Annotated in this window: 26 protein-coding genes; 10 read left to right on the forward strand and 16 right to left on the reverse strand. The window is 35.5% G+C overall.

The genetic code is table 11. The features are described from left to right. Positions 1-53: 53 nt before the first annotated feature. Positions 54-1244: a serine-type D-Ala-D-Ala carboxypeptidase DacF gene (gene dacF / locus MHB70_RS18710; protein ID WP_000831987.1), complete on the reverse strand. Its 1191-nt coding sequence runs from the start codon at positions 1242-1244 to the stop codon at positions 54-56. 166 nt (positions 1245-1410) lie between these two features. Here dacF and MHB70_RS18715 point away from each other — a divergent pair, with 166 nt between their 5' ends. Genes MHB70_RS18715 through MHB70_RS18730 form a run of 4 tightly spaced genes read left to right on the forward strand, consistent with a single transcriptional unit; the run spans position 1411 to position 4805 of the window. Further along, positions 1411-1830 (forward strand): GntR family transcriptional regulator, encoded by a 420-nt coding sequence (locus MHB70_RS18715; RefSeq protein ID WP_000548029.1) that lies wholly within the window; start codon positions 1411-1413, stop codon positions 1828-1830. After that, complete coding sequence (locus tag MHB70_RS18720) at positions 1796-2677, forward strand: ABC transporter ATP-binding protein (RefSeq protein ID WP_000922129.1); 882 nt, start codon at positions 1796-1798, stop codon at positions 2675-2677. The genes MHB70_RS18715 and MHB70_RS18720 overlap by 35 nt, the downstream gene beginning before the upstream one ends. Continuing rightward, a complete protein-coding gene (locus MHB70_RS18725) occupies positions 2667-3728 on the forward strand; it encodes an ABC transporter permease (protein WP_000468555.1) in 1062 nt (353 codons plus the stop codon). The genes MHB70_RS18720 and MHB70_RS18725 overlap by 11 nt, the downstream gene beginning before the upstream one ends. Before the next feature lie 12 nt (positions 3729-3740). Next, entirely contained in the window at positions 3741-4805 is a 1065-nt protein-coding gene (locus tag MHB70_RS18730; protein ID WP_000486529.1) for an ABC transporter permease subunit, read from the forward strand. Between the two features lie 24 nt (positions 4806-4829). Here the strand turns inward: MHB70_RS18730 and MHB70_RS18735 are convergent, their stop codons facing one another. Both MHB70_RS18735 and MHB70_RS18740 read right to left on the reverse strand, forming a co-directional pair. Next, entirely contained in the window at positions 4830-5375 is a 546-nt protein-coding gene (locus tag MHB70_RS18735) for a hypothetical protein (protein WP_000821090.1), read from the reverse strand. 102 nt (positions 5376-5477) lie between these two features. Continuing rightward, a complete protein-coding gene (locus MHB70_RS18740) occupies positions 5478-5897 on the reverse strand; it encodes a MarR family winged helix-turn-helix transcriptional regulator (RefSeq protein ID WP_001003306.1) in 420 nt (139 codons plus the stop codon). Positions 5898-6056: 159 nt separating this feature from the next. On the opposite strand from MHB70_RS18740, the gene MHB70_RS18745 reads away from it, so the two are divergent. Both MHB70_RS18745 and MHB70_RS18750 read left to right on the forward strand, forming a co-directional pair. Further along, the gene (locus tag MHB70_RS18745) at positions 6057-6728 is read left to right on the forward strand and encodes an SIMPL domain-containing protein (RefSeq protein WP_001161463.1); all 672 of its coding nucleotides are present in this window, start codon (positions 6057-6059) and stop codon (positions 6726-6728) included. A 134-nt stretch (positions 6729-6862) separates the two neighbouring features. Next, positions 6863-8152 carry an NCS2 family permease gene (locus tag MHB70_RS18750; protein ID WP_000676245.1) on the forward strand — a complete coding sequence of 430 codons (1290 nt, stop codon included), beginning with the start codon at positions 6863-6865 and terminating at the stop codon, positions 8150-8152. A gap of 35 nt (positions 8153-8187) precedes the next feature. Here MHB70_RS18750 and corA read toward each other — a convergent pair whose 3' ends face one another. The 9 genes from corA to spoIIM all read right to left on the reverse strand — a co-directional run bounded on the left by corA (position 8188) and on the right by spoIIM (position 16518). After that, the gene (gene corA / locus MHB70_RS18755; protein ID WP_002039517.1) at positions 8188-9150 is read right to left on the reverse strand and encodes a magnesium/cobalt transporter CorA; all 963 of its coding nucleotides are present in this window, start codon (positions 9148-9150) and stop codon (positions 8188-8190) included. A 209-nt stretch (positions 9151-9359) separates the two neighbouring features. Next, positions 9360-10664: a pyrimidine-nucleoside phosphorylase gene (locus MHB70_RS18760; RefSeq protein ID WP_001243091.1), complete on the reverse strand. Its 1305-nt coding sequence runs from the start codon at positions 10662-10664 to the stop codon at positions 9360-9362. Between the two features lie 7 nt (positions 10665-10671). Beyond that, positions 10672-11493, reverse strand: a complete 822-nt coding sequence (locus MHB70_RS18765) for a purine-nucleoside phosphorylase (RefSeq protein WP_001078444.1) — start codon at positions 11491-11493, stop codon at positions 10672-10674. 12 nt (positions 11494-11505) lie between these two features. Next, positions 11506-12690 carry a phosphopentomutase gene (gene deoB / locus MHB70_RS18770; protein WP_001046074.1) on the reverse strand — a complete coding sequence of 395 codons (1185 nt, stop codon included), beginning with the start codon at positions 12688-12690 and terminating at the stop codon, positions 11506-11508. Between the two features lie 364 nt (positions 12691-13054). Then, entirely contained in the window at positions 13055-13783 is a 729-nt protein-coding gene (locus MHB70_RS18775) for a FixH family protein (protein WP_016109062.1), read from the reverse strand. A gap of 294 nt (positions 13784-14077) precedes the next feature. Then, positions 14078-14968 carry a site-specific tyrosine recombinase XerD gene (gene xerD / locus MHB70_RS18780; protein ID WP_000390076.1) on the reverse strand — a complete coding sequence of 297 codons (891 nt, stop codon included), beginning with the start codon at positions 14966-14968 and terminating at the stop codon, positions 14078-14080. 6 nt (positions 14969-14974) lie between these two features. After that, positions 14975-15205 carry a YqzK family protein gene (locus tag MHB70_RS18785; protein WP_001250432.1) on the reverse strand — a complete coding sequence of 77 codons (231 nt, stop codon included), beginning with the start codon at positions 15203-15205 and terminating at the stop codon, positions 14975-14977. Between the two features lie 103 nt (positions 15206-15308). Beyond that, positions 15309-15764 (reverse strand): ferric iron uptake transcriptional regulator, encoded by a 456-nt coding sequence (fur, locus tag MHB70_RS18790; RefSeq protein ID WP_000392657.1) that lies wholly within the window; start codon positions 15762-15764, stop codon positions 15309-15311. A gap of 106 nt (positions 15765-15870) precedes the next feature. Continuing rightward, positions 15871-16518, reverse strand: coding sequence for a stage II sporulation protein M (spoIIM, locus tag MHB70_RS18795; protein WP_000269108.1), 648 nt, complete (start codon positions 16516-16518; stop codon positions 15871-15873). A gap of 126 nt (positions 16519-16644) precedes the next feature. Between spoIIM and MHB70_RS18800 the strand changes: the two genes are divergently transcribed. Continuing rightward, on the forward strand, positions 16645-17196 hold the full coding sequence (locus MHB70_RS18800; RefSeq protein ID WP_000803486.1) for a GNAT family N-acetyltransferase: 552 nt from the start codon (positions 16645-16647) through the stop codon (positions 17194-17196). A gap of 25 nt (positions 17197-17221) precedes the next feature. Here MHB70_RS18800 and MHB70_RS18805 read toward each other — a convergent pair whose 3' ends face one another. Next, entirely contained in the window at positions 17222-17761 is a 540-nt protein-coding gene (locus MHB70_RS18805) for an NUDIX domain-containing protein (protein WP_000067046.1), read from the reverse strand. A gap of 74 nt (positions 17762-17835) precedes the next feature. On the opposite strand from MHB70_RS18805, the gene mciZ reads away from it, so the two are divergent. Together mciZ and MHB70_RS18815 are read left to right on the forward strand one after the other, a co-directional pair. Next, positions 17836-17964 (forward strand): Z-ring formation inhibitor MciZ, encoded by a 129-nt coding sequence (gene mciZ, locus MHB70_RS18810; RefSeq protein ID WP_000870289.1) that lies wholly within the window; start codon positions 17836-17838, stop codon positions 17962-17964. Positions 17965-18017: 53 nt separating this feature from the next. Beyond that, on the forward strand, positions 18018-18932 hold the full coding sequence (locus tag MHB70_RS18815) for an aldo/keto reductase (RefSeq protein ID WP_000747219.1): 915 nt from the start codon (positions 18018-18020) through the stop codon (positions 18930-18932). Between the two features lie 65 nt (positions 18933-18997). Here MHB70_RS18815 and MHB70_RS18820 read toward each other — a convergent pair whose 3' ends face one another. From MHB70_RS18820 to MHB70_RS18830, 3 genes are all read right to left on the reverse strand, one after another. Further along, the gene (locus MHB70_RS18820; protein ID WP_000547987.1) at positions 18998-19825 is read right to left on the reverse strand and encodes an aldo/keto reductase; all 828 of its coding nucleotides are present in this window, start codon (positions 19823-19825) and stop codon (positions 18998-19000) included. 121 nt (positions 19826-19946) lie between these two features. Next, complete coding sequence (locus MHB70_RS18825) at positions 19947-20471, reverse strand: GrpB family protein (RefSeq protein WP_001227193.1); 525 nt, start codon at positions 20469-20471, stop codon at positions 19947-19949. A 68-nt stretch (positions 20472-20539) separates the two neighbouring features. Next, a complete protein-coding gene (locus tag MHB70_RS18830) occupies positions 20540-20761 on the reverse strand; it encodes a YqkE family protein (RefSeq protein ID WP_080451810.1) in 222 nt (73 codons plus the stop codon). A gap of 243 nt (positions 20762-21004) precedes the next feature. Between MHB70_RS18830 and MHB70_RS18835 the strand changes: the two genes are divergently transcribed. Continuing rightward, positions 21005-22594, forward strand: a complete 1590-nt coding sequence (locus MHB70_RS18835; protein WP_000265571.1) for a bifunctional metallophosphatase/5'-nucleotidase — start codon at positions 21005-21007, stop codon at positions 22592-22594. Positions 22595-22711: the final 117 nt, after the last annotated feature.

Genomic DNA, 22711 nt, shown 5'->3' on the forward strand with positions numbered 1-22711 from the left:
ATTCAACAATTATTTACTTACATACGAATAGAAAAGCGGCAAAATGTTTGCCGCTATTTTGATGTTGAAAACATCCCAAAACTTCTTTTAAATAACTCCCACCAGCTTGCTGCAGCAACATCTTCTTTTGCTACGATTGTTTGTTTTAATAAAACCTCTTTATCTTTTTTAATAACAAGCGTGCCAAGTGCATCACCTTTTTTAATCGGTGCTTTCACTTTCTTTTCAGCAATTACTTCTTGCTTTACTTTGTCCATATTTTCGCCCTTCTTCATAAGAAGAGACACATTATCTGATGCAACTAAATCTACTTTTTCTTTTTTACCTTTTCCTACTTGTACAGTCTTAATTTTTTCACCGCGCGTATACATTTTCTTCGTCATATATTGACCAAATGCATAATCAAGAAGCTTCGTCACTTGATTGTTCCGTTCTTTAGATGTAGGTGCTCCCATAACAACTGAAATAACACGCATGCCATTTTTTTCAGCCGATGCTGTTAAGCAATATTTTGCTTCTGTTGTAAAGCCCGTTTTTACACCATCTACTCCAGGATAAAAACGCACTAACTTATTCGTATTGACGAGCCAAAACTTCTTATCCGTATCTTCTCGTAAATAATCTTCGTATTTACCTGTGTATTTGCGAATAAGTGGATACTTCATCAATTCTCTCGCCATTATAGCCATATCATTTGCTGTAGAATAATGATCTTTAGCCGGGAGACCTGTCGGGTTTTGAAAATGTGTATTTTTCAACCCTAAATCTTTCGCTTTTTTGTTCATCATATTTACAAATCCTTCTTCTGAACCAGCGATATGCTCTGCTACTGCAACAGATGCATCATTTCCAGATGCAATGGCAATACCTTTTAGCATTTCATTTACGGTCATCTCTTCCCCAGGTTCTAAAAAGATTTGTGATCCACCCATTGAAGCTGCATGTTCACTTGCTCTAACTTTATCGTTTAGTTTTAGTTTTCCTTTTTCAACTTGTTCCATAATTAATAGCATTGTCATAATCTTTGTCATACTAGCAGGTGGTAACTTTTCATTCGGATTTTTATCAAATAAAACTTTACCTGTATCTTGCTCAATTACGATTGCTGACGATGCTTGCTCCGCTAACTTCGGCGCGGTTTCTTCTGTTTTCTCCTGCTTCGTTTTCTCAGATTGTGCAAAACTAACTGAAGTACCAGAAAGCAATAACATGAAACAAACAAGTATTCCAAAAACTCGCTTCATGACTAACCCTCCATTCTATATCAGACCTATTTTTTCCAATTTATTATTTTTTAATACCATATTTTTCTATTTTTTTCAGTTGACAAATACATTCATACCCTATATTGTATTAAGTGTATTACACACATTAGTACACTTAATACATATGAGGAAGGAGACATTGCTCTTGCATATTCAACTTGATCCAAGAAGCAACACTCCGATATGGGAACAAATTGTTCAAAATATAAAAGAACTCGTATTAAAAAACATGTTAGCTCCAAGTGATAAACTTCCTTCTGTACGCGAGCTCGCTTCATTACTTGTTATAAATCCAAATACAGTGAGTAAAGCGTATCAAGAATTAGAGCGACAAGGGATTATTGAAACGTTACGAGGAAAAGGAACATTTGTATCCCAATCGATTACCCCAACATTAGACGAAAGGAAAATCGCTATGGTTGAAAAGCAATTTCATCAATTATTACTAGAAGCCTCTTATCTTGGGATTACGAAAGATAAAATTCATGATTGGATAAATTCATACTATAAAGAGATTGGAGGAAATATGGATGCTGAAAGTGACAAGTTTGAAGAAAACAATTGATAATCAAACGATTTTAGACGATGTTTCTTTCACATTACAAAAAGGTAGTATCGTCGGATTACTCGGAAGAAACGGTGCGGGGAAAACAACTTTATTACGAACGATGATCGGCATTTTAGACCCAGATGAAGGCACGGTTACATATGAAGATACAGATATTCATATGCATCCTGAAATGAAACAAAAGGTCGTATATGTCCCAGATTCTACTAACATACTGAACGGATATACAGTAAAAGAAATCGTGAAATTTTATAAAGCAGTTTATACAGCATTTGATGCATCATATTTCTACGAACTGCTTGAACGTTTTAACTTACCAAACAAGCGGATTCGTAGTTACTCAAAAGGAATGAAAGCGCTGCTTGCGATCATTTTAGCCGTTGCTACAAAAGCAGAGTATATCATTTTAGATGAACCGACAAATGGGCTCGATCCTATCGTTAAAAGACAGATTTTGCAGTTTCTCGTTGGAGAAGTTGCAGAAAAAGAGATTACCATTTTCATCTCAACTCATCATTTAGATGAAGTGGAACAAATTGCAGATACAATCATTATGTTAAAAGGCCATACCGTGGCATCTATTACTTCACTTGATGATGCAAAATCACGATTTGCAAAAATACAAGTAGCTTATGAACGGTCATTACCTCAAAAACTAGAAAACTTAAGCAATATTAAAATATTAAATCAAACAGGAAAAGTATTTACGATTTTAATCGAAGGAAATGTTGCTACAACGCTTGAAAAGTTTTATAAAGAGCAACCAATACTTATTGAAGAGTTAACAATGTCACTTGAAGATGTCTTCGTTACGATACTTGAGGAGGATGGGTATGTTTCATAAGGCACTATGGATGTGGAATTGGAAACGCGGGAAATATGCTGTATTACTCTTTTTCTTGAGTACACTTTATCTTTTATCTTTCGGATACTATAAAGCAGCTCAGCAACAACTTGCTAATTATTATGAACTCTCAGAAAAGGGGACTTTCTATTACTATTATGCTTTTTTGTCAAATACAGGTAATAGTTTTTGGCTAACTATTCTTATTATTTGTTTAGCTTGTCTATTAATAGGTTGGGAACGTAGCAACCAATCTAATACCCTACTTATGGAAATGCCATTTACAAGAAAAGATATTTTCTTCTCTAAATGGGCTTTCGGTTCACTATGGATTATAGGGTCTCTCCTTGTAAACTGGATCCTTATGTACATTATTTATAGAACAACCATTCATTTTGAGTATCAAACATTCAGTCCATTTCATCGATACTTTCTTTATGCAATTGTTTCTTATGTTGCAGTCTATACAGCTGCATTATGTATCGGTACTTTTACTGGGAGCATTGTTTCACAAATCGCTTTTTGTATTCCATGGCTACTAATGGGACTTACATTTACTCCATTATTGTACAATTTTACAATAAACCATTTACAGGCTACAGATACTACAAATACCAACTTGTATCACCAGCTTGATGAAATCAATCGAAAAACAAATATAGTTGCACCAATATATAATTTCGCGATCTATTACCAATATAATCCTGAATCGCGCAAAAAAGAAAATGACCCAACTACTTTAAGAGATCCAGCATCTTATACGTATTATTCGGCTAAATCAGTGTTAGTCCCTATTTTGTATACAATATTTTACTTACTACTTGGCTCATTTTTATATACACGATCGCCTAATGAAAACACTCAAAAGATATTTATTTTCCAAAAACATTTACGAATATGGATATGGGGAACAACCATTTATTTTGCATTACTAGGTGGCTATAAAATAAATCAATTTAGTTTCTTATTTAACTACTATATCGGTTTGTTTCTCGCTGGAATCATTACTTATATTGTATTATCACGCCTAACAAATTATAAAGTTTTTTAAAGGAGAGATCCTATGTTTCAAAAAGCACTATGGCTAAGAACGTATCAACAAAGTAAATATGTTTTATGGCTCTTTTGGTTCGTTAGCTTATACAATTTGTCATACAAATACTATTTGGCATCGATTGAACAACAATACCTTCTAAAAATGCAAAAAGAAGGCGAATATGTATATCATTACAATTTCGGTTTATTACTTATGGACCCTGTCATCTTTCAAGGTGGTGCACTTATCATTCTAGCCTGTACGTTAATAGGTTGGGAAAGGCAAAATAACTCCATCGATTTTCTTTGGTCTATGCCTTTTAAACGTTCACACCTTTTTATGACAAAATGGTTGTTTGGTATTTGTAACATTGTAGCAGCTGTTAGTATAAACTGGGGACTATTTGCTATTATGAAAAAGTTAACTTTTCATAATAAATATCAAGTATTTTCCCCATTTCATTCTTATTTTATATACATGTTAATTGTATTAATTGCTATTTATACACTTGCCTTATGTATAGGGACAATAACTGGGAATCTTATCTCGCAAGGACTTCTCACTGCAGCTATATTCATATTCCCATTATTACTTCCAACACTTATCTCAGGAGTCATCGCTGTCCACTCAAATATTGACTTTCATGAGAACAATGGCAATATGCATCGGGTTATGGAAAACATGCGGATTTCTGGTCCGGCAGAAAATTTTACTATTCGCTTTGATTACGATCCACAAAGTTCTTATATTGATGATGATGGAGTGCGTCATAACGAACCAAACTTTACAAAAATCCCTTCAGCAAAATTATTGATTGCACCTATTATATATATCATTATTTTGTTACCACTCAGTTTATATTTATATGTTCGTTCAGTCAATGAGCGAAATGGAAGTTTCTTACTATATCCGAAGTTTCAAAAAATAGTTATGAGCCTTGCTATTTTCTTTATGGGAATAGTTGGTGGTTTAGTCTTGGGGAGAGACAAATCATTACTGAATTTTTACATTGGATTTTTCGTGACGAGCATAATTACCTACTTCCTTCTACCTAAAATATTAAAATGGAAAGTCTCTTGGAATTTCAAATAAAATAACCTCCTCTTATTGAGGAGGTTATTTCACATTCTCTCTTCTTTTCCCATACTCTTTTTCTTGCTTCGTTCCAAATCCGTCACCATTTGCTACGATTTGATCTGTTGGAGCAACTATACTTTCAGCAATTCTCCATTCTCCCCCTTGTTGAATAAACACTTGCATAAAATAATTCATTCCATTTAACTGATACGGATTTTCTTTTTTCACTTCATAACGAGCTGCAACATAATACACTTGAACATTTTCAGCCTCAAACTTAGAAATATATTGTGATAATCTCGGGATGTATTGTGATGCTTTCTGAAGTGGAATTTGTTTTACTTTTACAAGAGAAGACTTTGTCACATTGCTTATCGTATCTTCATGCCGCATGTTATCACTATGATGAAATAAAATGGCATTCTGCATAGAACGAATCCATAGTTTTGAATATAAAACAGGTTGCTTATTTGAAATATGTTGTAATTCTTTTTGAACGACATGAATTGGCGTTGCGGCATCCACGAACTTATTAAAGCAGAACATACTTCCAATCATAATGAAAAGCGTAAAAATACGTTTCATAATTTTTCACTCCGATTCTTTTTAATTAAAGTATTGGAGTTTCAAAATATTTTTATTCAAAAGAAAAAGGATAGGAAAGCTTTAGCTTCCTATCCTCATTTATTATAATACGCGGCCAAATAATTCTAATACCATTTCTATTTCTTGGTCGCTCCAACCTTTAAATCTCTCTTTATAGTATTCCTTACGCACAGCTTCAAGTTTTTCAGTTACTTCTCTTCCGTGTTCTGTAATTTCTAAGTACACGATACGACGGTCTGAATTTGAACGCTTTCTTTCTACAAACCCTTTTCGTACGAGACGATCTGTAACAGCTGTAATATGACTGGAGGTTACGTTTACTTCACTCGCAATTTGCGAAGCCATCTGTGGACTGTTTAAAAATAACGCACGTAATACAGAAAATTCATTATATGGCATATGTTCTGCAAAGCGTGTATTAATATCATTTTGTAATAAACGTATCATCTTTCGAAATGATGCGGATAAATCTAAAATCAGTGTTTCTCTTTTTTCGTTCACTAGCCTCGTCCCTTTTTTATCATATTTACACATATTATAATCTATAAATACCTATGTTGTATATGCTTTCTTTCCTCAACATTCTCATTTATGTAACTTTTTTCATATAAATTTCTTTTTTGTTCACACATATACATATAAAAAGGATGGTGATGGAAAATGCAGGGTGGAATGAATCCTTATTTACACAACGTACGCACAGCTAATACTGGTAAAGAAGCGACTATTACTGTACAAGGTGAAGGTGTTGTCAAAGCGAAACCAAATGTTGTTCTATTAACACTTGGCATTCGAACTGATAGTAAAAATGTGAAACAAGCGCAAGAAGAAAATGCAGTACAATCAAAACAATTGCTGGATGCACTTAAACAGCTTGGTATTGCTGATAAAGATATAGAAACGATTTCTTATACGATCACTCCTCAATACGAGTATGTAAATGATAAAGCGTTACTACAAGGATATCGTGTGGAACATTTGTATGAAATTACCGTTTTAAATGTACAAAAAGCAGGGGAAGTATATGATATAGCCGTTTCAAATGGAGCAAATTTAGCAAAAGGTTTACGTTTTCGAATATCTCATCCAAATAAATATTATGAGCAAGCTCTTATTCAGGCTCTGCATCAAGCGGTAGAAAAAGCTCGTGCTATTGCGAGTACATACAATTTAAATATTAATCCTGTCCCCCTCTCACTCGTTGAAGAATCTGCTCAATTACCACGGGAGATTGCTTCCTATGCTACTTTGCATGCGCAAACAGCTCCACCTATTCAATCGGGAGAATTAGAAATCATTTCAACTATACGGGCTATTTTTACGTATTTATAAATAATTTCGTTTATAAGTAAACGTTATCATTTTCGTTGTTGTAAAAACATGATGTTCTGATATAATAAAGGACGGTGAGCTCTTACAAAAGAGATATCACGGGTGGGAGAGGGATATGAAAAAGAAGGTTTAACATGAAAGGAATACTTGAAAGAACATTTAAATTAGGCTTACACGAAACATCACCAAAACAAGAAGTTTTAGCTGGAGTTACGTCATTTTTCACAATCGTATATATAATGATTGTAAATGCGTCAATCTTATCAGATGCCGGCATTCCACTTGAGGCTGGAATTTTAGCAACTGTTTTCAGTTCATTTGTCGGATGTCTGCTCATGGCATTTTGGGCAAATGCACCTGCTATTCTTGTCCCAGGTATGGGTGTAAATGCATTCTTCACGTACACAGCTGTGCATACGCTCGGTTTAACTTGGCAAGAAGCATTAGCAGCTGTCTTTATCTCTGGTATTATTTTTGCAATTGCTGCGTTTACACCAATTGCTCGCGTGCTTTCAGTATCGATTCCAAAGTCATTAAAGGAAGCTATTACTGTCGGTATCGGATTGTTTTTAGCATTTATCGGATTGCAAAAAGGTGGTTTAGTCGTTTCGAATCCAAATACTGCTGTTGCAATGGGGAAATTAAGTAATCCTGTCGTTCTTGCGACATTGCTTACTCTTATCGTTGCACTTGTATTATTTATTCGTAACGTACGTGGAAACTTTTTATGGACGATTGCAATAGGAACTGGTATTGCATGGCTATTTGGTCTTGTTGATACGAGTCAAATGGGAAATAGTTCATTCTCATTCGCTAATTACGGCGATGTGTTTGGAGCTATGTCATTTGGGAAACTTTCTTCCTTACCGTTTTGGATTGCAACATTCTCCTTAAGCATGGTGCTTATTTTTGAGAACATGGGACTTCTGCACGGTTTATTAGAAGATGACCGCAAATTCCCACGTGCTTACCAAGCCAATGCGATTTCAGCAATGACATGTGGTCTATTTGGCACAAGTCCTACCGTTTCAACAGTAGAGAGTGCCGCAGGTATTACTGCAGGCGGAAAAACAGGTCTGACGTCTATCGTTACTGGGATGTTATTCTTTGCATCACTGTTCGCTCTTCCGTTTGTCAAATTAATTCCTGATAGTGCCATTGCACCAATCTTAATTATTATTGGCGGTCTGATGATTACAAGCATTCAACAAATTCCTCTGAACGACTTTTCAGAAGGATTTCCAGCGTTTTTAATTATCGTTATGATCCCGCTCACATATAGTATCGCTGATGGCATTGCGTTCGGATTTATTGCTTACCCTATCTTAAAAGTTGCACTTGGAAAGCGTAAAGAAGTCGCACCATCTATGTATATCGTTACATGCTTATTCTTAGCCATGTTTGTATTACATGCTATTGGTTAAATAAAAAAACACCGAGGTGAATACCTCGGTGTTTTTTACTTAAACCATCCTTTTTTATAAAACCAGGCCATCATTCCGCCACCAATTAACGCCATTAACAATAAACAAATAAAATAACTATACTTCCCACCAAGCTCTGGCATATGTGAAAAGTTCATTCCATATACTCCTGCAATAAATGTTAGTGGCATGAAAATAGTAGAGAAAACAGTTAGTGTTTTCATAATGTTATTCATATGATGTGAGTTTAATGAAAAGTAGCTATCCCGAATATCTGCCGTCAACTCTCGGCTCGCTTCAATCATTTCAGTTAATTTAAGCAAATGGTCATGTATATCTTTAAAGTAAATCTCATGATCACTTATGCCGTAAAAACGAGTTGAATTTAAAATACGATACAATAAATCACGCATCGGAATAATTGTCCGCCTTAGCTTAGATAAATCCGCACGTATATCAAATACCTCTTCTAGCACGCTTCCTGCTGTCTCACCCGTTAAATTATCATCAATCGCATTTAAATGGTCTTCAATGTAATAAACAGGTGCGAAATAGTCATCTACAATTTGGTCAATAATTGTATGTGCCACATGCAAAGGACCTTTCTTAATACGTTTCTTTTCACCAAGTGTTTTCCATACTCTTTCGATTGCATTGTTATGAGAAAAATGGAAAGAAACAATATAACGATCACTAATAAATAAATCGATTTCATGCGGTTCTAATCCATCCTCACCAAATCCATGTAGAACTAAAAAATTATATCCATCATAAAAATCAACTTTTGGCCTCTGTACATATTCTATACAGTCTTCAATTGCAAGGGGATGGAATTTAAAATGGTCTTGCAAAATATATGTATACTCTTCTTTCGTTGGCTTATATAAATCTAGCCAATACCATACAATATGGTCTTTCGTTGTTTCTTCTAGCGAAACGTCATATAATACTTCATCTGTTTTTGTTACTGCACATATTCTAATCATAATTTCACCCACTATTATTATAAACAAAAAATAGTAAAAAAAGCCAAGGAGAAATCTCCTCAGCCTTTTTTTATCCCGTATTAACGTGCAGTAAGACCCCTACCTCAACATTCAGCGAAAGCAAAGAAGTTAGGTCTGGGATCAACTGCTCGTAAACGCCCGATTAGTGAAGGGTAATAATCAGTGGGGATAAAGCCCCCACTGATTAAAGTTTCACTTTATTACTTCGTTACAATTCCATGTACTAAAGTTGGTGCATCTACGTGTTCTTTAGAGATTTTCATGTTCTCATAAATTTTCGCTTTTACATCTTCAACATTTTCACGGTTTGCGTAAATCGTAACAAGGGAGTCACCTTTTTTCACGCTGTCCCCTACTTTTTTACGAAGCATTAAGCCAACTGCTAAATCAATTTCAGATTCTTTCGTTGCACGTCCTGCTCCTAAAAGCATTGCTGCTGTTCCGATTTCATCTGCAACGATTTCCGATACATAACCGTCCTCTTTCGCTTCTACTTCAATTTTAAATTGTGCTTGTGGCAATTTAGAAGGATCATCAACAACAGATGCATCTCCGCCTTGTGCTGATAAAAACGTTTTGAATGATTCTAACGCTTTACCGTTGTTCATTACTTCAATTAACTTTTCACGCGCATCTTCTAAAGATGAAGCTTGCCCAGCAAGGTATACCATTTGACTTCCAAGTGTTAAACATAACTCTTCTAAATCTTTCGGTCCCTTACCTTGTAATGTATCAATTGCTTCTTGTACTTCTAATGCGTTACCAATAGCCTCACCAAGTGGTTGACTCATATCAGAAATAACAGCCATCGTATTACGGCCAACGTTATTACCGATACGTACCATTGCTTCTGCTAAACGTTTTGCATCTTCATCTGTTTTCATAAATGCACCTGCTCCAGTTTTCACATCAAGAACAATTGCATCTGCACCAGCAGCAATTTTTTTACTCATAATCGAGCTTGCAATAAGCGGAATTGAGTTTACTGTTGCCGTTACATCACGAAGTGCATACAATTTTTTATCAGCAGGTGTTAAGTTTCCACTTTGACCGATAACAGCAATTTTATTTTCATTTACAAGACGCATGAATTCATCATTTTCAATTTCCACATGGAATCCTGGAACTGCTTCTAATTTATCAATTGTGCCACCAGTATGTCCTAAACCACGCCCAGACATTTTCGCAACTGGTACACCTAAAGCAGCTACTAATGGACCTAATACAAGTGTCGTTGTATCACCAACTCCACCTGTTGAATGCTTATCTACTTTTACCCCTTCAATGGCTGATAAGTCAATTGTATCACCGCTATTTACCATTGCCATCGTTAAATCTGCACGTTCTTGATCATTCATATCTTGGAAGAAAATTGCCATTGCAAGTGAACTTACTTGATAATCAGGAATATCACCATTTGTATATCCTTCAACAATAAAGTTAATTTCTTCTGTCGTTAATGCTTGTCCATCACGTTTTTTTGCAATTAGGTCCACCATTCTCATTGTGAGGTCACCCCTTCATTTGTTTTACGATAGCTTTTACTAATGCTAAGAAGTTTGCTTTAACACGTTCTGTCGTTTCAATTACTTCATCATGGTGAAGTGGCTGATCTAAAATACCAGCTGCCATGTTTGAAATACAAGAAATACCTAGTACTTTCATACCAGCATGACGAGCTACAATTACTTCAGGTACTGTTGACATACCAACTGCATCTCCGCCAAGTGTACGAAGCATACGAATTTCAGCAGGTGTTTCATATACAGGACCTGTCATTCCAACGTATACACCTTCTTGTACTTTAATGTTTAAGTCTGCTGCAACTTGTTTCGCCATTTCGCGAAGTTCTGTCGTATATGATGTAGACATATCAGGGAAACGTACACCCATTTCAGAATCATTTGGTCCGATTAATGGATTCGTACCCATGAAGTTAATGTGATCTGAAATTAACATAAGGTCACCTGGCTCGAACGATGTATTTACACCACCAGCCGCGTTCGTTACAACAACAGTTTCTACACCTAACTCTTTCATAACACGAACTGGGAATGTTACTTTTTGCATGTCATATCCTTCGTAGAAATGGAAACGTCCTTGCATTGCTACTACTGTTACACCTTGAAGTGTACCGAATACTAATTGACCTGCATGTCCTTCTACAGTTGATACTGGGAATTCAGGAATTTCGCTGTAAGGCACTGTTACCGCATTTTCGATTTCATCTGCTAATACGCCTAGTCCAGATCCAAGGATTAGTCCTACTTGTGGTGTTTCTTGAAATTTCTCTTTTAAGTATGAAGCTGATTTTGTAATAAGTTCACGATTCATTTGTTTATCCCCCTATTTCTTTAGCTCGTTTAAGAAGCTTGTTCCGTATTCTGGCATTTTCACACCGAAGTTTTCTGCTACAGTTGCACCAATATCAGCAAATGTTTGACGAAGTGGTAATTCTTGTCCGCCTTCTTTCATGCTTGGGCTATATGCTAATAACGGTACATATTCACGTGTATGATCAGTACCAGGATGTACTGGATCATTACCATGGTCTGCTGTAATTAATAATAAATCATCTTCTTTTAGTTTTTCGAATACTTCTGAAAGACGTGCATCATATTCTTGCAGTGCTTCTCCATATCCTTGTGGATCACGGCGGTGACCAAATAATGCATCAAAGTCAACTAAGTTTAAGAAGCTAAGACCTGTAAAGTCCATGTTTAATGTATCTACAAGCTTATCCATTCCATCCATATTAGACTTCGTACGAAGTGATTCCGTTACCCCTTCACCATCATAAATATCAGAGATTTTACCGATAGCAATAACATCATAGTCGCTATCTTTTAATTCATTCATTACTGTGCGACCAAATGGTTTTAATGCATAGTCATGACGATTTGGTGTACGTGTGAATTTCCCTGGTTCTCCAACGAATGGACGAGCGATAACACGACCTACCATGTACTTCTCATCTAGTGTTAATTCACGTGCAATTTTGCAAATTTCATATAACTCATCAAGTGGTACTACTTCTTCGTGTGCTGCAATTTGTAGTACGCTATCTGCAGAAGTGTAAACAATTAAAGAGCCTGTTTCCATTTGCTCTTGACCAAGTTCATCAAGAATCTCAGTTCCAGAAGCTGGCTTATTACCGATAATTTTACGGCCTGTTTTTTCTTCTAATTCATCAAGTAATTCTTTCGGGAATCCTTCAGGGAACACTTGGAATGGTGTATCAATGTAAAGGCCCATGATTTCCCAGTGTCCTGTCATTGTATCTTTACCAGTAGATTTTTCTTGCATCTTTGTGTAATATCCAAGTGGTTTCTCTACTTTAGAAATACCTTTCATTTCACGAATGTTACCAAGACCTAATTTCACCATGTTTGGCATTTGTAATCCATTCATATGTTCAGCAATGTGACCAATTGTGTCAGAACCTAGATCACCAAATTGTTCAGCATCTGGTGCTTCACCGATTCCTACAGAGTCCATTACGACTAGGAATATACGTTTATATTTATTCATAACTGCGACCTCCTATAAGTTCAGTTCTACTTCTTGTAGTATGTTCAAAACGCTATAAAGTGAAACTGTTATTCATAAGAATTCTCTTTCCTTCTCATTGTCAAACAGTACTTCTTTAAATCATTCTCTAACCTATTTCGTTTTACTTGAAACGACTCAAAAACATTTCTAGTTTTTTCTAAGTCAGATGTCAGACATCTGATATTGATATCATAACATGTTTACGCTTTCTTTTTAATACATTTTCGTAGAATTTCTTATTTTATTCACACTTCTATTGTAATCCATTCGGCGAAGAAGTGCTAATTATTTTATGATTTATTTCTTCATATAAAAATAAAAAGCAGCTCTAAAGAGCTGCTTTTTATTTTACTTCTACTGTTTCTTCTTTATGTTCATGCAGTTCGCCTTTTCTTACATGTACTTTCACTTTGTAAGCACCGTTTTCTTTGAAAGTATGTTTACTTTCATACTCTCCTTTATTCCCTTCTTTTGCTGGAATAAATTCGTGCTTTTCAACGCCATCTTTCCAAATCTCAAGTTGCACTTCAGCACCAGTTAACGCTTCTTCTTTTTGCTTTAAATGAACTTTCATCGTTGATTCAGCATTTGCTTTTATGTCACCAGCCATAAGATGAATCATTGTGTCACTTTTATGATCACCATGTGCCTCTTCTTTTTTCGCATCTTCTACTTTTGCGTTTCCTACAGCGACTTTTACTTCTGGCATTACATGCATTTCACGTGCATTTGTATGAGCGATAATATGATATACGCCATCCGTTTCGAATGTTTTCTCTACTGCATAAACACCTTTTCCTTTATGCTTACCATTTAACATCTCGTGTTTTTCGTCACCAGTTTTCCAAATTTCAAACTTTACGTCATCAGCATCTGTTACTTTTTCTTTTCCTTGTGTAACAAGTGCTTGTACTTCTGTTTTTTCACCTGGTTTAATTTCTTTCGGATTTGTTTGGACTGCTACTTTTACAGCTTCAAGTTTCTGTTCTTTTTTCGGTTCTTCTTTGTTTGTATTACAGCCAGCCAACGCTAGCATCGCGATAAATAAAGTTATAATCAGTTTTTTCATCATCATTTCCTCCTTTATACTTTATCCCGCATTAACGGGCAGTAAGACTCCCACCTCAAAATTCCGCTGAAGCAAAGAAGTTAAGTGGTAGATCAACTGCCCGTAAAAGCCCGATTGGTTCAACTAATAATCAGTGGGAATGAACAAAAACCCCACTGATTAAAGTTTCACTTTATTTAGTATAGAGGAAATACATTGTAATATTCCAGTCTTCTGCTGAAAACAATATACGAAATGTTTGTGAAGTTTCTGTGAAACGGCTTACTCTTCTTAATCTATGAAAAAAGAGCATAGTAACTATGCTCTCGGATGAAACTGTTTATATACATCTTTTAATCTAGCTTTTGAAACGTGCGTATAAATTTGCGTCGTTGAAATATCTGCATGTCCAAGCATTTCTTGTACCGCACGTAAATCTGCCCCATTTTCTAATAAATGCGTAGCAAAAGAATGACGTAACGTATGAGGTGTAAGTTCTTTTTCAATATTCGCTTCTTTCGCTAATCGTTTTAATATTTTCCAAAAACCTTGCCTTGATAATCGATTACCGTGATGGTTTAAAAATAGTGCATCTACTACTTTTTTACCCATCAATTCTCTTCTTCCTTTTTCAATGTACTTTTGAATCGCTTCTGTCGCTAAACTTCCTAATGGAATAATTCTTTCTTTATTCCCTTTCCCAATGCAGCGAACAAATCCCATCGTTAAATGTACATCTTCTAAATTTAAAGCAATTAATTCTGAAACACGAAGTCCTGTTGCATACAATAACTCTAGCATTGCCTTATCACGAATCCCAAAAGCACTTGTCATTTTTGGTGTCTGCAGTAACGCCTCTACTTCATCGATTGATAATACTTTTGGTAACTTTCGTTCTCCTTGCGGCGTTTCGATATGTACTGATGGGTCGTGCTCTACCGCTCTTTCACGAAGTAAAAATTGGTGAAATGAACGAATTGATGCAATATGACGTGCTAATGTTTTCGAAGATTTTCCGTTTTCTTTTAAATACTGCAAAAAGTTAACAATATGCAAACGTGTCACTTCATGAAAGGTTTTCATCTGTTCTACATTTTGCAAATACTTTACATAGCTTTTTAAATCACGTTCATAAGATACTACTGTATTTTTCGCTAATCCCTTTTCGACAATCATATAATGAATAAAATCTTTTAATTGATCTTCCAATCTACACTACTCCCCATTTTCATAGAAAAACATCATTCTATTTACGAAAGCATCCTTTGCCGGTTCTTCATTCCCTGATACTTTTTCTACAGTCTCTTCTTTTGGCTTTTCATAACGATGATAGCTTTCGTATTCTTCATTTATCCATAGTATAGCGAAATAAAACAAAATCGTACAACTTGTAAATAATAAAAATACTTTTATTCCATCAAAAGTTAATTTTAAAGCTCGGCGCATTGTAAATTCCTCCAAAATATAAGTTATTACAACATATGCCAAGCTTTCACCAATTTATACCTTATTCAAATAAAAAACCTCTTCCTAGATAAATAGGAAAAGGTTATTTTTCATCCGTTTCATTTTCTTGACAGTTTTTACAAATCCCATGGAATGTTAAACGATGATCTTTCACCTTAAAGCTCCAATCTCGTTCTACTTTCCTTTCCACTTCACCAAGTAAATCTTCTTGTATTTCTTGTACAGCACCACATTGTGTACAAATCAAATGATGGTGGAAACGCTGCGCACCTTCTTGGCGTAAGTCATAGCGTGAAACACCGTCTCCGAAGTTAATCTTATCGACAACTTTTAACTCAGATAATAACTCTAAAGTTCGATAGACGGTTGCTAATCCGATCTCTGGCGACTTTTCTTTTACAAGGAGGTAAACATCTTCTGCGCTTAAATGATCTTCTTCATTTTCTAGCAGCACACGAACTGTTGCTTCACGTTGCGGTGTTAATTTATAGCTCGCTGCATGTAATTGCTTCTTAATTCGTTCAATTCTTTCTTCCATTCGGTACTACTCCCTCCTCGCCACTCTTACACCATTATATCAGAAGAAGGGCTTCTGTCAAAAGAAAAACAATAAAAACAAATTGATAATTATTCTCAAAAAATATTTATTTTTTGTTAATAGCCTCAACAACTTCTTTCATTAAAACTGGTGATGCATATGCTTCAACGCTAGAAGCAAGAGCTAACACCACTCCGATCACTAGAAAGAAGCATGTATAACGAATTAATAATGGTAATAGTGGCTCGGTTATTTTCCTAATAAACTGATGCCTAATCATACGTAAGGAAAAGCTTGCAGCAATTGTTGTCATAACGAGAAAGACTGGAATGATAATTAAATTTTGCGGCAATACAGATACAAATGCTAATAATAATCCATTCCATCCGTGCTGACTTACTAAAAAACCTACTGTAAATCCAACAACTACTCCTTTTACAAATAATAAAATAAAAATGAGGGGCAACCCAATAATTGAAATCCCTAAAATCCAAATAAAGCCGATATATTTTAATTGCGAAAAGTAACTTTCTCGAAACATTTCGCCTGCAATAGCAAATTCTCCTTTAGAAACTTGTCCAAAAAAACGTTGTAAATAAAATGATAAATCTTGCTTTTGATTCATTTGTAAACTATTCACAAGAATAGCTCCAAATATTACTCCCATCAATAATAAAACAGCATTAAATATATATAATGAAGAGTTTTCCTGTATGTGAGACATTACGCGGTTTTGCCAAGTTTTTCGCCACATTTTTCTTCCCTCCGTTCACACTCTTACTAAAAATGTATGAAAGAAAGAAAAAAAGTATGACGAATTAACATTGAAATTCCGCTCTACTTTGCTAAACTAAAAAGTAGAGAATAGGAGGGATTTCTCTTGAAACCATTATTATTAGATTTTCCAACATTATTTCAAACTGAACGCTTACAAGTTCGCAAGCCGTTTCCAGGTGATGGTGCAGAAGTATATGAAGCAATCCAAGCTTCTCTAGAAGACTTAGTACCATGGATGCCAATTGACGCTGAAACAGAAGAGAGTGCTGAAGAAATCGTTCGTAACGCTCACGGGCAGTTTTTACTTCGTGAAACACTTGATTTTCACTTATACGATAAAGTATCCGGTACATTCATCGGAGCTATTACGCTCAAGCCTGAAAACTGGGATATTCCAAAGTTTTCACTTCATTTTTGGCTCCATAGTGCTTATACAAAACAAGGCTATATGACTGAAGCTGTTAAAGGTGCCATTCAATTTGCCTTTGATAAGCTAGGTGCTAGAAGGATTGAAATTCGTACTGATGCAACAAATGCCAATGCATGTAACTTAGCAGAACGTTTAGAATTTATTCTAGAAGGTACAATGGAAAATGATTTCCTTGCGCCAGATGGTAGCTTACGTGATGCACGTGTATATGCAAAAATCAATTAAAAAACACTCGCCTTTGGCGAGTGTTTTATTTTTGTAATTGTAAATATTGCACAGCGAACATCGTCTTCGCATCATGGATACGAAGGTCTTTCATAAGATCAATCGCTTCTTCTAATGATACTTCCATTAATTCCACAAACTCATCTTCATCTAAAGCTGCTTTATTTTCTTTTTTTGTCAAACCTGTCGCTTTATATACATATAAAATTTCATCTGCAAATCCTGGAGATGTATAGAAAGAAGTAATGAGCTCCATATTTTCACATACATATCCTGTTTCTTCTTCTAATTCACGAACTGCTGTCACCTCTGGCTTTTCCCCAGGTTCTAATTTCCCAGCAGGAATTTCAATAATCGCCTTCTCAAGCGCTTTACGGTACTGCTCAACAAGCACAATTTTCCCCTCATCAGTAATAGCAATAATAGCAACTGCACCAGGGTGATTTACGATTTCACGTTTACTCATTTCTCCATTTGGTAATACTACATCATCAACACGAACTTTTATAACTCTACCATCAAAAATCGGCTCAGTTTTTACCGTTCTCTCTGCAAGATTACTCATACTATTTCATCTCCCTGTTCTATTTCCTATTCTTTCTTCATACATTTTACCACATTGAAAGGAGCGTGATAGAAATGAAAGTTTATATTTTACCAAATCGCATCACGTTAGTCGGCAAAGCATGGCAAATTCGCCATAAACTAAAACAATATGGCAAAGAGTATACAACCGTACAAGAGTGGATTACAGCGAATAAAAAGTAAACGTTTGTCAACCTCTTTTCCCTTTCGTACAATAAAGGAAAGGAGGTTGACTTATGAAAAAACGTCAATTAGGAAACTCAGATTTATTTGTGACAGAAATGGGACTTGGCTGTATGTCTCTCGGCACATCTGAAACAGAAGCTATGCGCATTATCGATGAAGCAATCGATTTAGGAATCAATTTTTTTGACACAGCGGATTTATATGATTATGGATTAAACGAAGAATTTGTTGGAAAAGCATTGAAGGGAAAACGAGACCAAATTGTTCTTACAACAAAGGTTGGAAATCGATGGACAGAAGAAAAAAACGGCTGGGCTTGGGACCCTTCTAAAGCCTACATAAAAGCCGAAGTAAAAGAAAGTTTACGTAGACTTCAAACTGATTATATTGACCTTTATCAACTTCATGGCGGAACGCTGGAAGATCCGATAGATGAAACTATTGAAGCTTTTGAAGAATTGAAAAAAGAAGGTATTATTCGCCATTACGGTATTTCTTCTATACGTCCAAATGTCATCCGTGAGTATGCAAAACGCTCAAATATCGTTAGTGTACTAATGGAATATAGCCTTTTAAATCGTCGTCCAGAAGAATGGTTCCCACTTCTTAATGAACACCAAATTAGTGTCATTGCCCGCGGACCACTTGCGAAAGGAATTTTAACTGACAACAATGCAAGAAAGATAGAAAGAGTAAAAGAAAAGGACTATCTCTCTTATTCTTACGATGAATTAAACACTGCACTCGGGAGTGTAAAAGAAGTTATCGGAGAAAAATCTTTAACAGGAACAGCTATTCACTATTGCTTACATAACGAAACTGTTGCAGCTGTTATACCTGGTGCAAGCTCTATTCAACAATTACAGATAAATGTACACGCTTGCCAACAGTTACCTGTAACAAAAGAAGAATATATACAACTTCAAAAAATCGTTAAGCATGATTCATATGCCTTGCACCGTTAAAATATCGATTTACTGATAAAAACAGATGACTGCCCCCAACATTAAACATTAGGAGGCAGTCTTTTTTATAACGTATCATATTTGTCCGGATTCGTTCCTACATGTAAATTGCGATTTAACGTATTAATTTGATTCATCTCTTCTTCAGTTAATGAGAAATCAAAGATAGTAAAATTCTCCTGAATACGAGATGGTGTCACAGATTTAGGAATCGTTACTATCCCACTTTGAATATCCCATCGTAATATAACTTGTGCGGGTGTTTTTTCATATTTGTTAGCAATCCCCTGAATAATTGGGTGCTCGAATACTTCGCCGCCCCTCATTAACGGACTCCACGCTTCCATTTGAATTTGCTCACCTTCACAGAAATTACGCAATTCAAATTGTGTTAACATCGGGTGAAGTTCCACTTGGTTTACCATAGGCTTCACTTTACAATTTGGTAATAACAGTTCTAAATGATGTTTATGAAAATTAGAAACACCAATCGCGCGTACTTTACCTTCTTCATACAATTTTTCTAAAGCTCGGTACGTTTCAATATACTTCCCTCTAATTGGCCAGTGGATTAAATATAAATCTACATAGTCCATCTGTAATTTCTTTAAGCTGTTTTCAAATGCTTCGAGTGTCTCCTCGTATCCTTGATCGTCGTTCCAAACTTTTGTTGTAATAAATATGTCTTCTCTCGAAATTCCTGATTCACGAACTGCCTCACCGACACCGCTTTCATTTTCATATACAGCTGCTGTATCAATCGAACGGTATCCAACTTCTAACGCTGTTTTTACTGCTTGCTTTACTTCGTCGCCTTCTTTCGCTTTATAGACGCCTAGACCAATCATCGGCATTTTCACGCCATTATGAAGTGTAGTTGTTGGAATATGCACAGTCGTTCTCCCTTTCATTGTTACATTTTATAAACCACTACTTTATTTCAACAAGATTCATCCAAAAAGTCAAAATATACGTATAGTTGACATAATAATTTTATACACTAAAAATACGAACTCAATTATTTACGTTTCCTTTTCTCCATTCTTTTGCTTTTTCATCAATATTACGTACAAACTCGTTTTTCCCTTCCGTATATAACGTGCCATCATATGTATATTTTTCGGCTAGTTCTCTCTTTAAAACTGCATACGCCTTTGCTTCTTCACAATGCGCCATCATATAATCACGAAACGCTAAATGCCTTACTATCTCAGGATTTCCTTTTTCAAACACGTGTAAGTGATACGAGCGTTTTTCCTCCGTTCCATGAATAAAATAACGGCGTCTTGAAATACCATTTTCTCCTTTTACGATGTAACCAAGCTCTTTAAATCTTTCATTCCAACGATCTACACGATCGATACTTTCTACCTCCATAATCATATCGATAATAGGTTTAGCTGCTAGTCCTGGCACTGATGTACTGCCAATATGATGAATCTCCACTGTTTCTGGCAGCACAGACTTCAATCTTTCAGCTTCCATTTGAAATTTTTCAATCCAATGATTTTCATATGGTACGACTACAATTTTTCTCATTTTAACTCCCCTTTTCTTACAAGCTCGTCAAAAAAATGACCAGCGATATACACTGATCATTTTCGTTATTATTTAAAGTCTTTCCAAGTAAGATTACTTTCACTTAACAGTTCTTCAAATGATTTATTCTTTTCACGTTCTTTTTGCTCTTGACGCTTTCTTTCTAGTTCTGCTGCCTCTTTTTTCTCTTCTCTCACTTGCAACTCTTTCTTCTTATTCTTTAATTGCTGCATAAGTGAATCATTTAATTGATCACCTAATGTAAGTGATTCTTTCTTCGGTTGGTTCATTTAAGATTGTCTTTGCACTTGCCTTTGTTTCTTTTTCTTCATACCGCTCACCTTTTACTTTTTTCTCCATTATAGAGGATACATGCTGAAATCGACAATAAAAAAGGTTCATTACTCTATTATTCATTATTTGTAAATTTGTTAATTTTTTTAAAAAACTAAATTTTTATATAGATATAATCCTATGAATCTATTAAAATTATGTCGTATGATGTCAGATTATAAAAAAAGGAGAAATGAATTATGTGGAAAAAAATTATTCCCGCTGTCGCAGTTTTAAGCACCATTACTTTTTCAAGTGTATTCGCCGCTCCCCCATCTCAGACTCCAGCCGAACAAAACCGTTACATAGACGTACAAATGCTTGGCATTAATGATTTCCATGGACAACTAGATACTGTTAAAAAAATTAATAATAAAGAAGCCGGTGGCGCTGATTACTTAGCCACTTATTTAAAAGAACGTAAAAAACAAAACCCTAATACACTTCTCGTACATGCTGGCGATATTGTCGGAGCTAGTCCACCAGTTTCAGCATTGTTACAAGACGAACCAACGATTGAATTTTTAAATGACTTAAAATTTGATGTAGGTACAATCGGAAACCATGAATTTGATGAAGGCATCGATGAAATGAAACGACTCATTTACGGTGGTTACCACGAAAAAACAGGGAATTTCAAAGGAGCAAACTTCCCTTATGTCGCTGCAAACTTCTATAACAAATCAACTGGTCGCTTATTCTTACCACCATTTACTGTAAAAATGGTAGATGGTGTTCCTGTAGGATTCATCGGTGTCGTTACAACTGATACACCAAATGTCGTTATGCCTACTATGCTTAAAAATGTACAGATCACTGACGAAGTGGAAGCGATTAATAAATCAACGCAACAATTAAAGCGTCTCGGTGTTAAATCCATCGTCGTCCTTGCACATGTTGGCGGAACGACAGATGAGTCTGGTATAACAAATGGCGACCTTAACCGAATTGCAAATGAAGCTGATCCAGAAGTTGATGTTATTTTCGGTGGGCATAGTCATACGTATGTAAATGGTACTGTTAATAATAAACTTATCGTACAAGCGAACTCTTACGGGATGGCTTTCTCAGACGTAGATGTAACAATTGACCGTAAAACAAAAGATATCGTAAAGAAAAAAGCTGAAGTTGTTACAACATACCATGAAGGTGTCGAACCTGATAAACAAGTAAAACAAAAGTTAGATCAATATAAAGAAAAAATCGCACCTCTTGTAAATGAAGTAGTCGGAAAATCTACAGCACCTATTGACCGTAAACAAAACGATGCTGGTGAATCTACACTTGGAAATTTAGTTGCCGATGCACAGCGCCAAACGATGCAAACTCAAATCGCACTTATGAATCCTGGTGGGATTCGTAATGACTTAGACGCTGGTGATATTACATGGGGCGAATTGTACGGCATTCAACCTTTTGGAAATCAGTTGATTAAAGCAGATTTAACAGGTCAAGATATTCGTGATATTTTAAATCAACAATGGCAAAAAGGAACAACGAGAATGCTGCAAATTTCAGGTATTCAATATACTTGGGATGCAAGCAAACCAAACGGTGAAAAGGTTACGAATATACGCTTAACAAATGGAGAAGAATTATCTCCATCTAAAACGTATAGCGTAGTTGCAAATGCTTTCTTAGCTTCTGGTGGTGATGGATTCGTATCATTTAAAAATGGTAAAAATGCAGAGACTGGTCCAAATGACTTTGAAGCACTAGTTGATTATGTAAAACAAGTAAAAGAGCCAATTCAACCAACTATTGATGGTAGAATTCAAAAAATAAATTAAGTACGCTCGAAATACGCACTCTGTACTTTTCATTGCAAAGGATATGCACTTATCCTTTATTCTAGCCGTAATATACATGAAACAAAGAAAAGGATACTCGTTCTTATAATGAACACA

Origin of the sequence: Bacillus sp. FSL M7-1020, from assembly GCF_038050415.1 — a bacterium.
GTDB lineage: Bacteria > Bacillota > Bacilli > Bacillales > Bacillaceae_G > Bacillus_A > Bacillus_A toyonensis.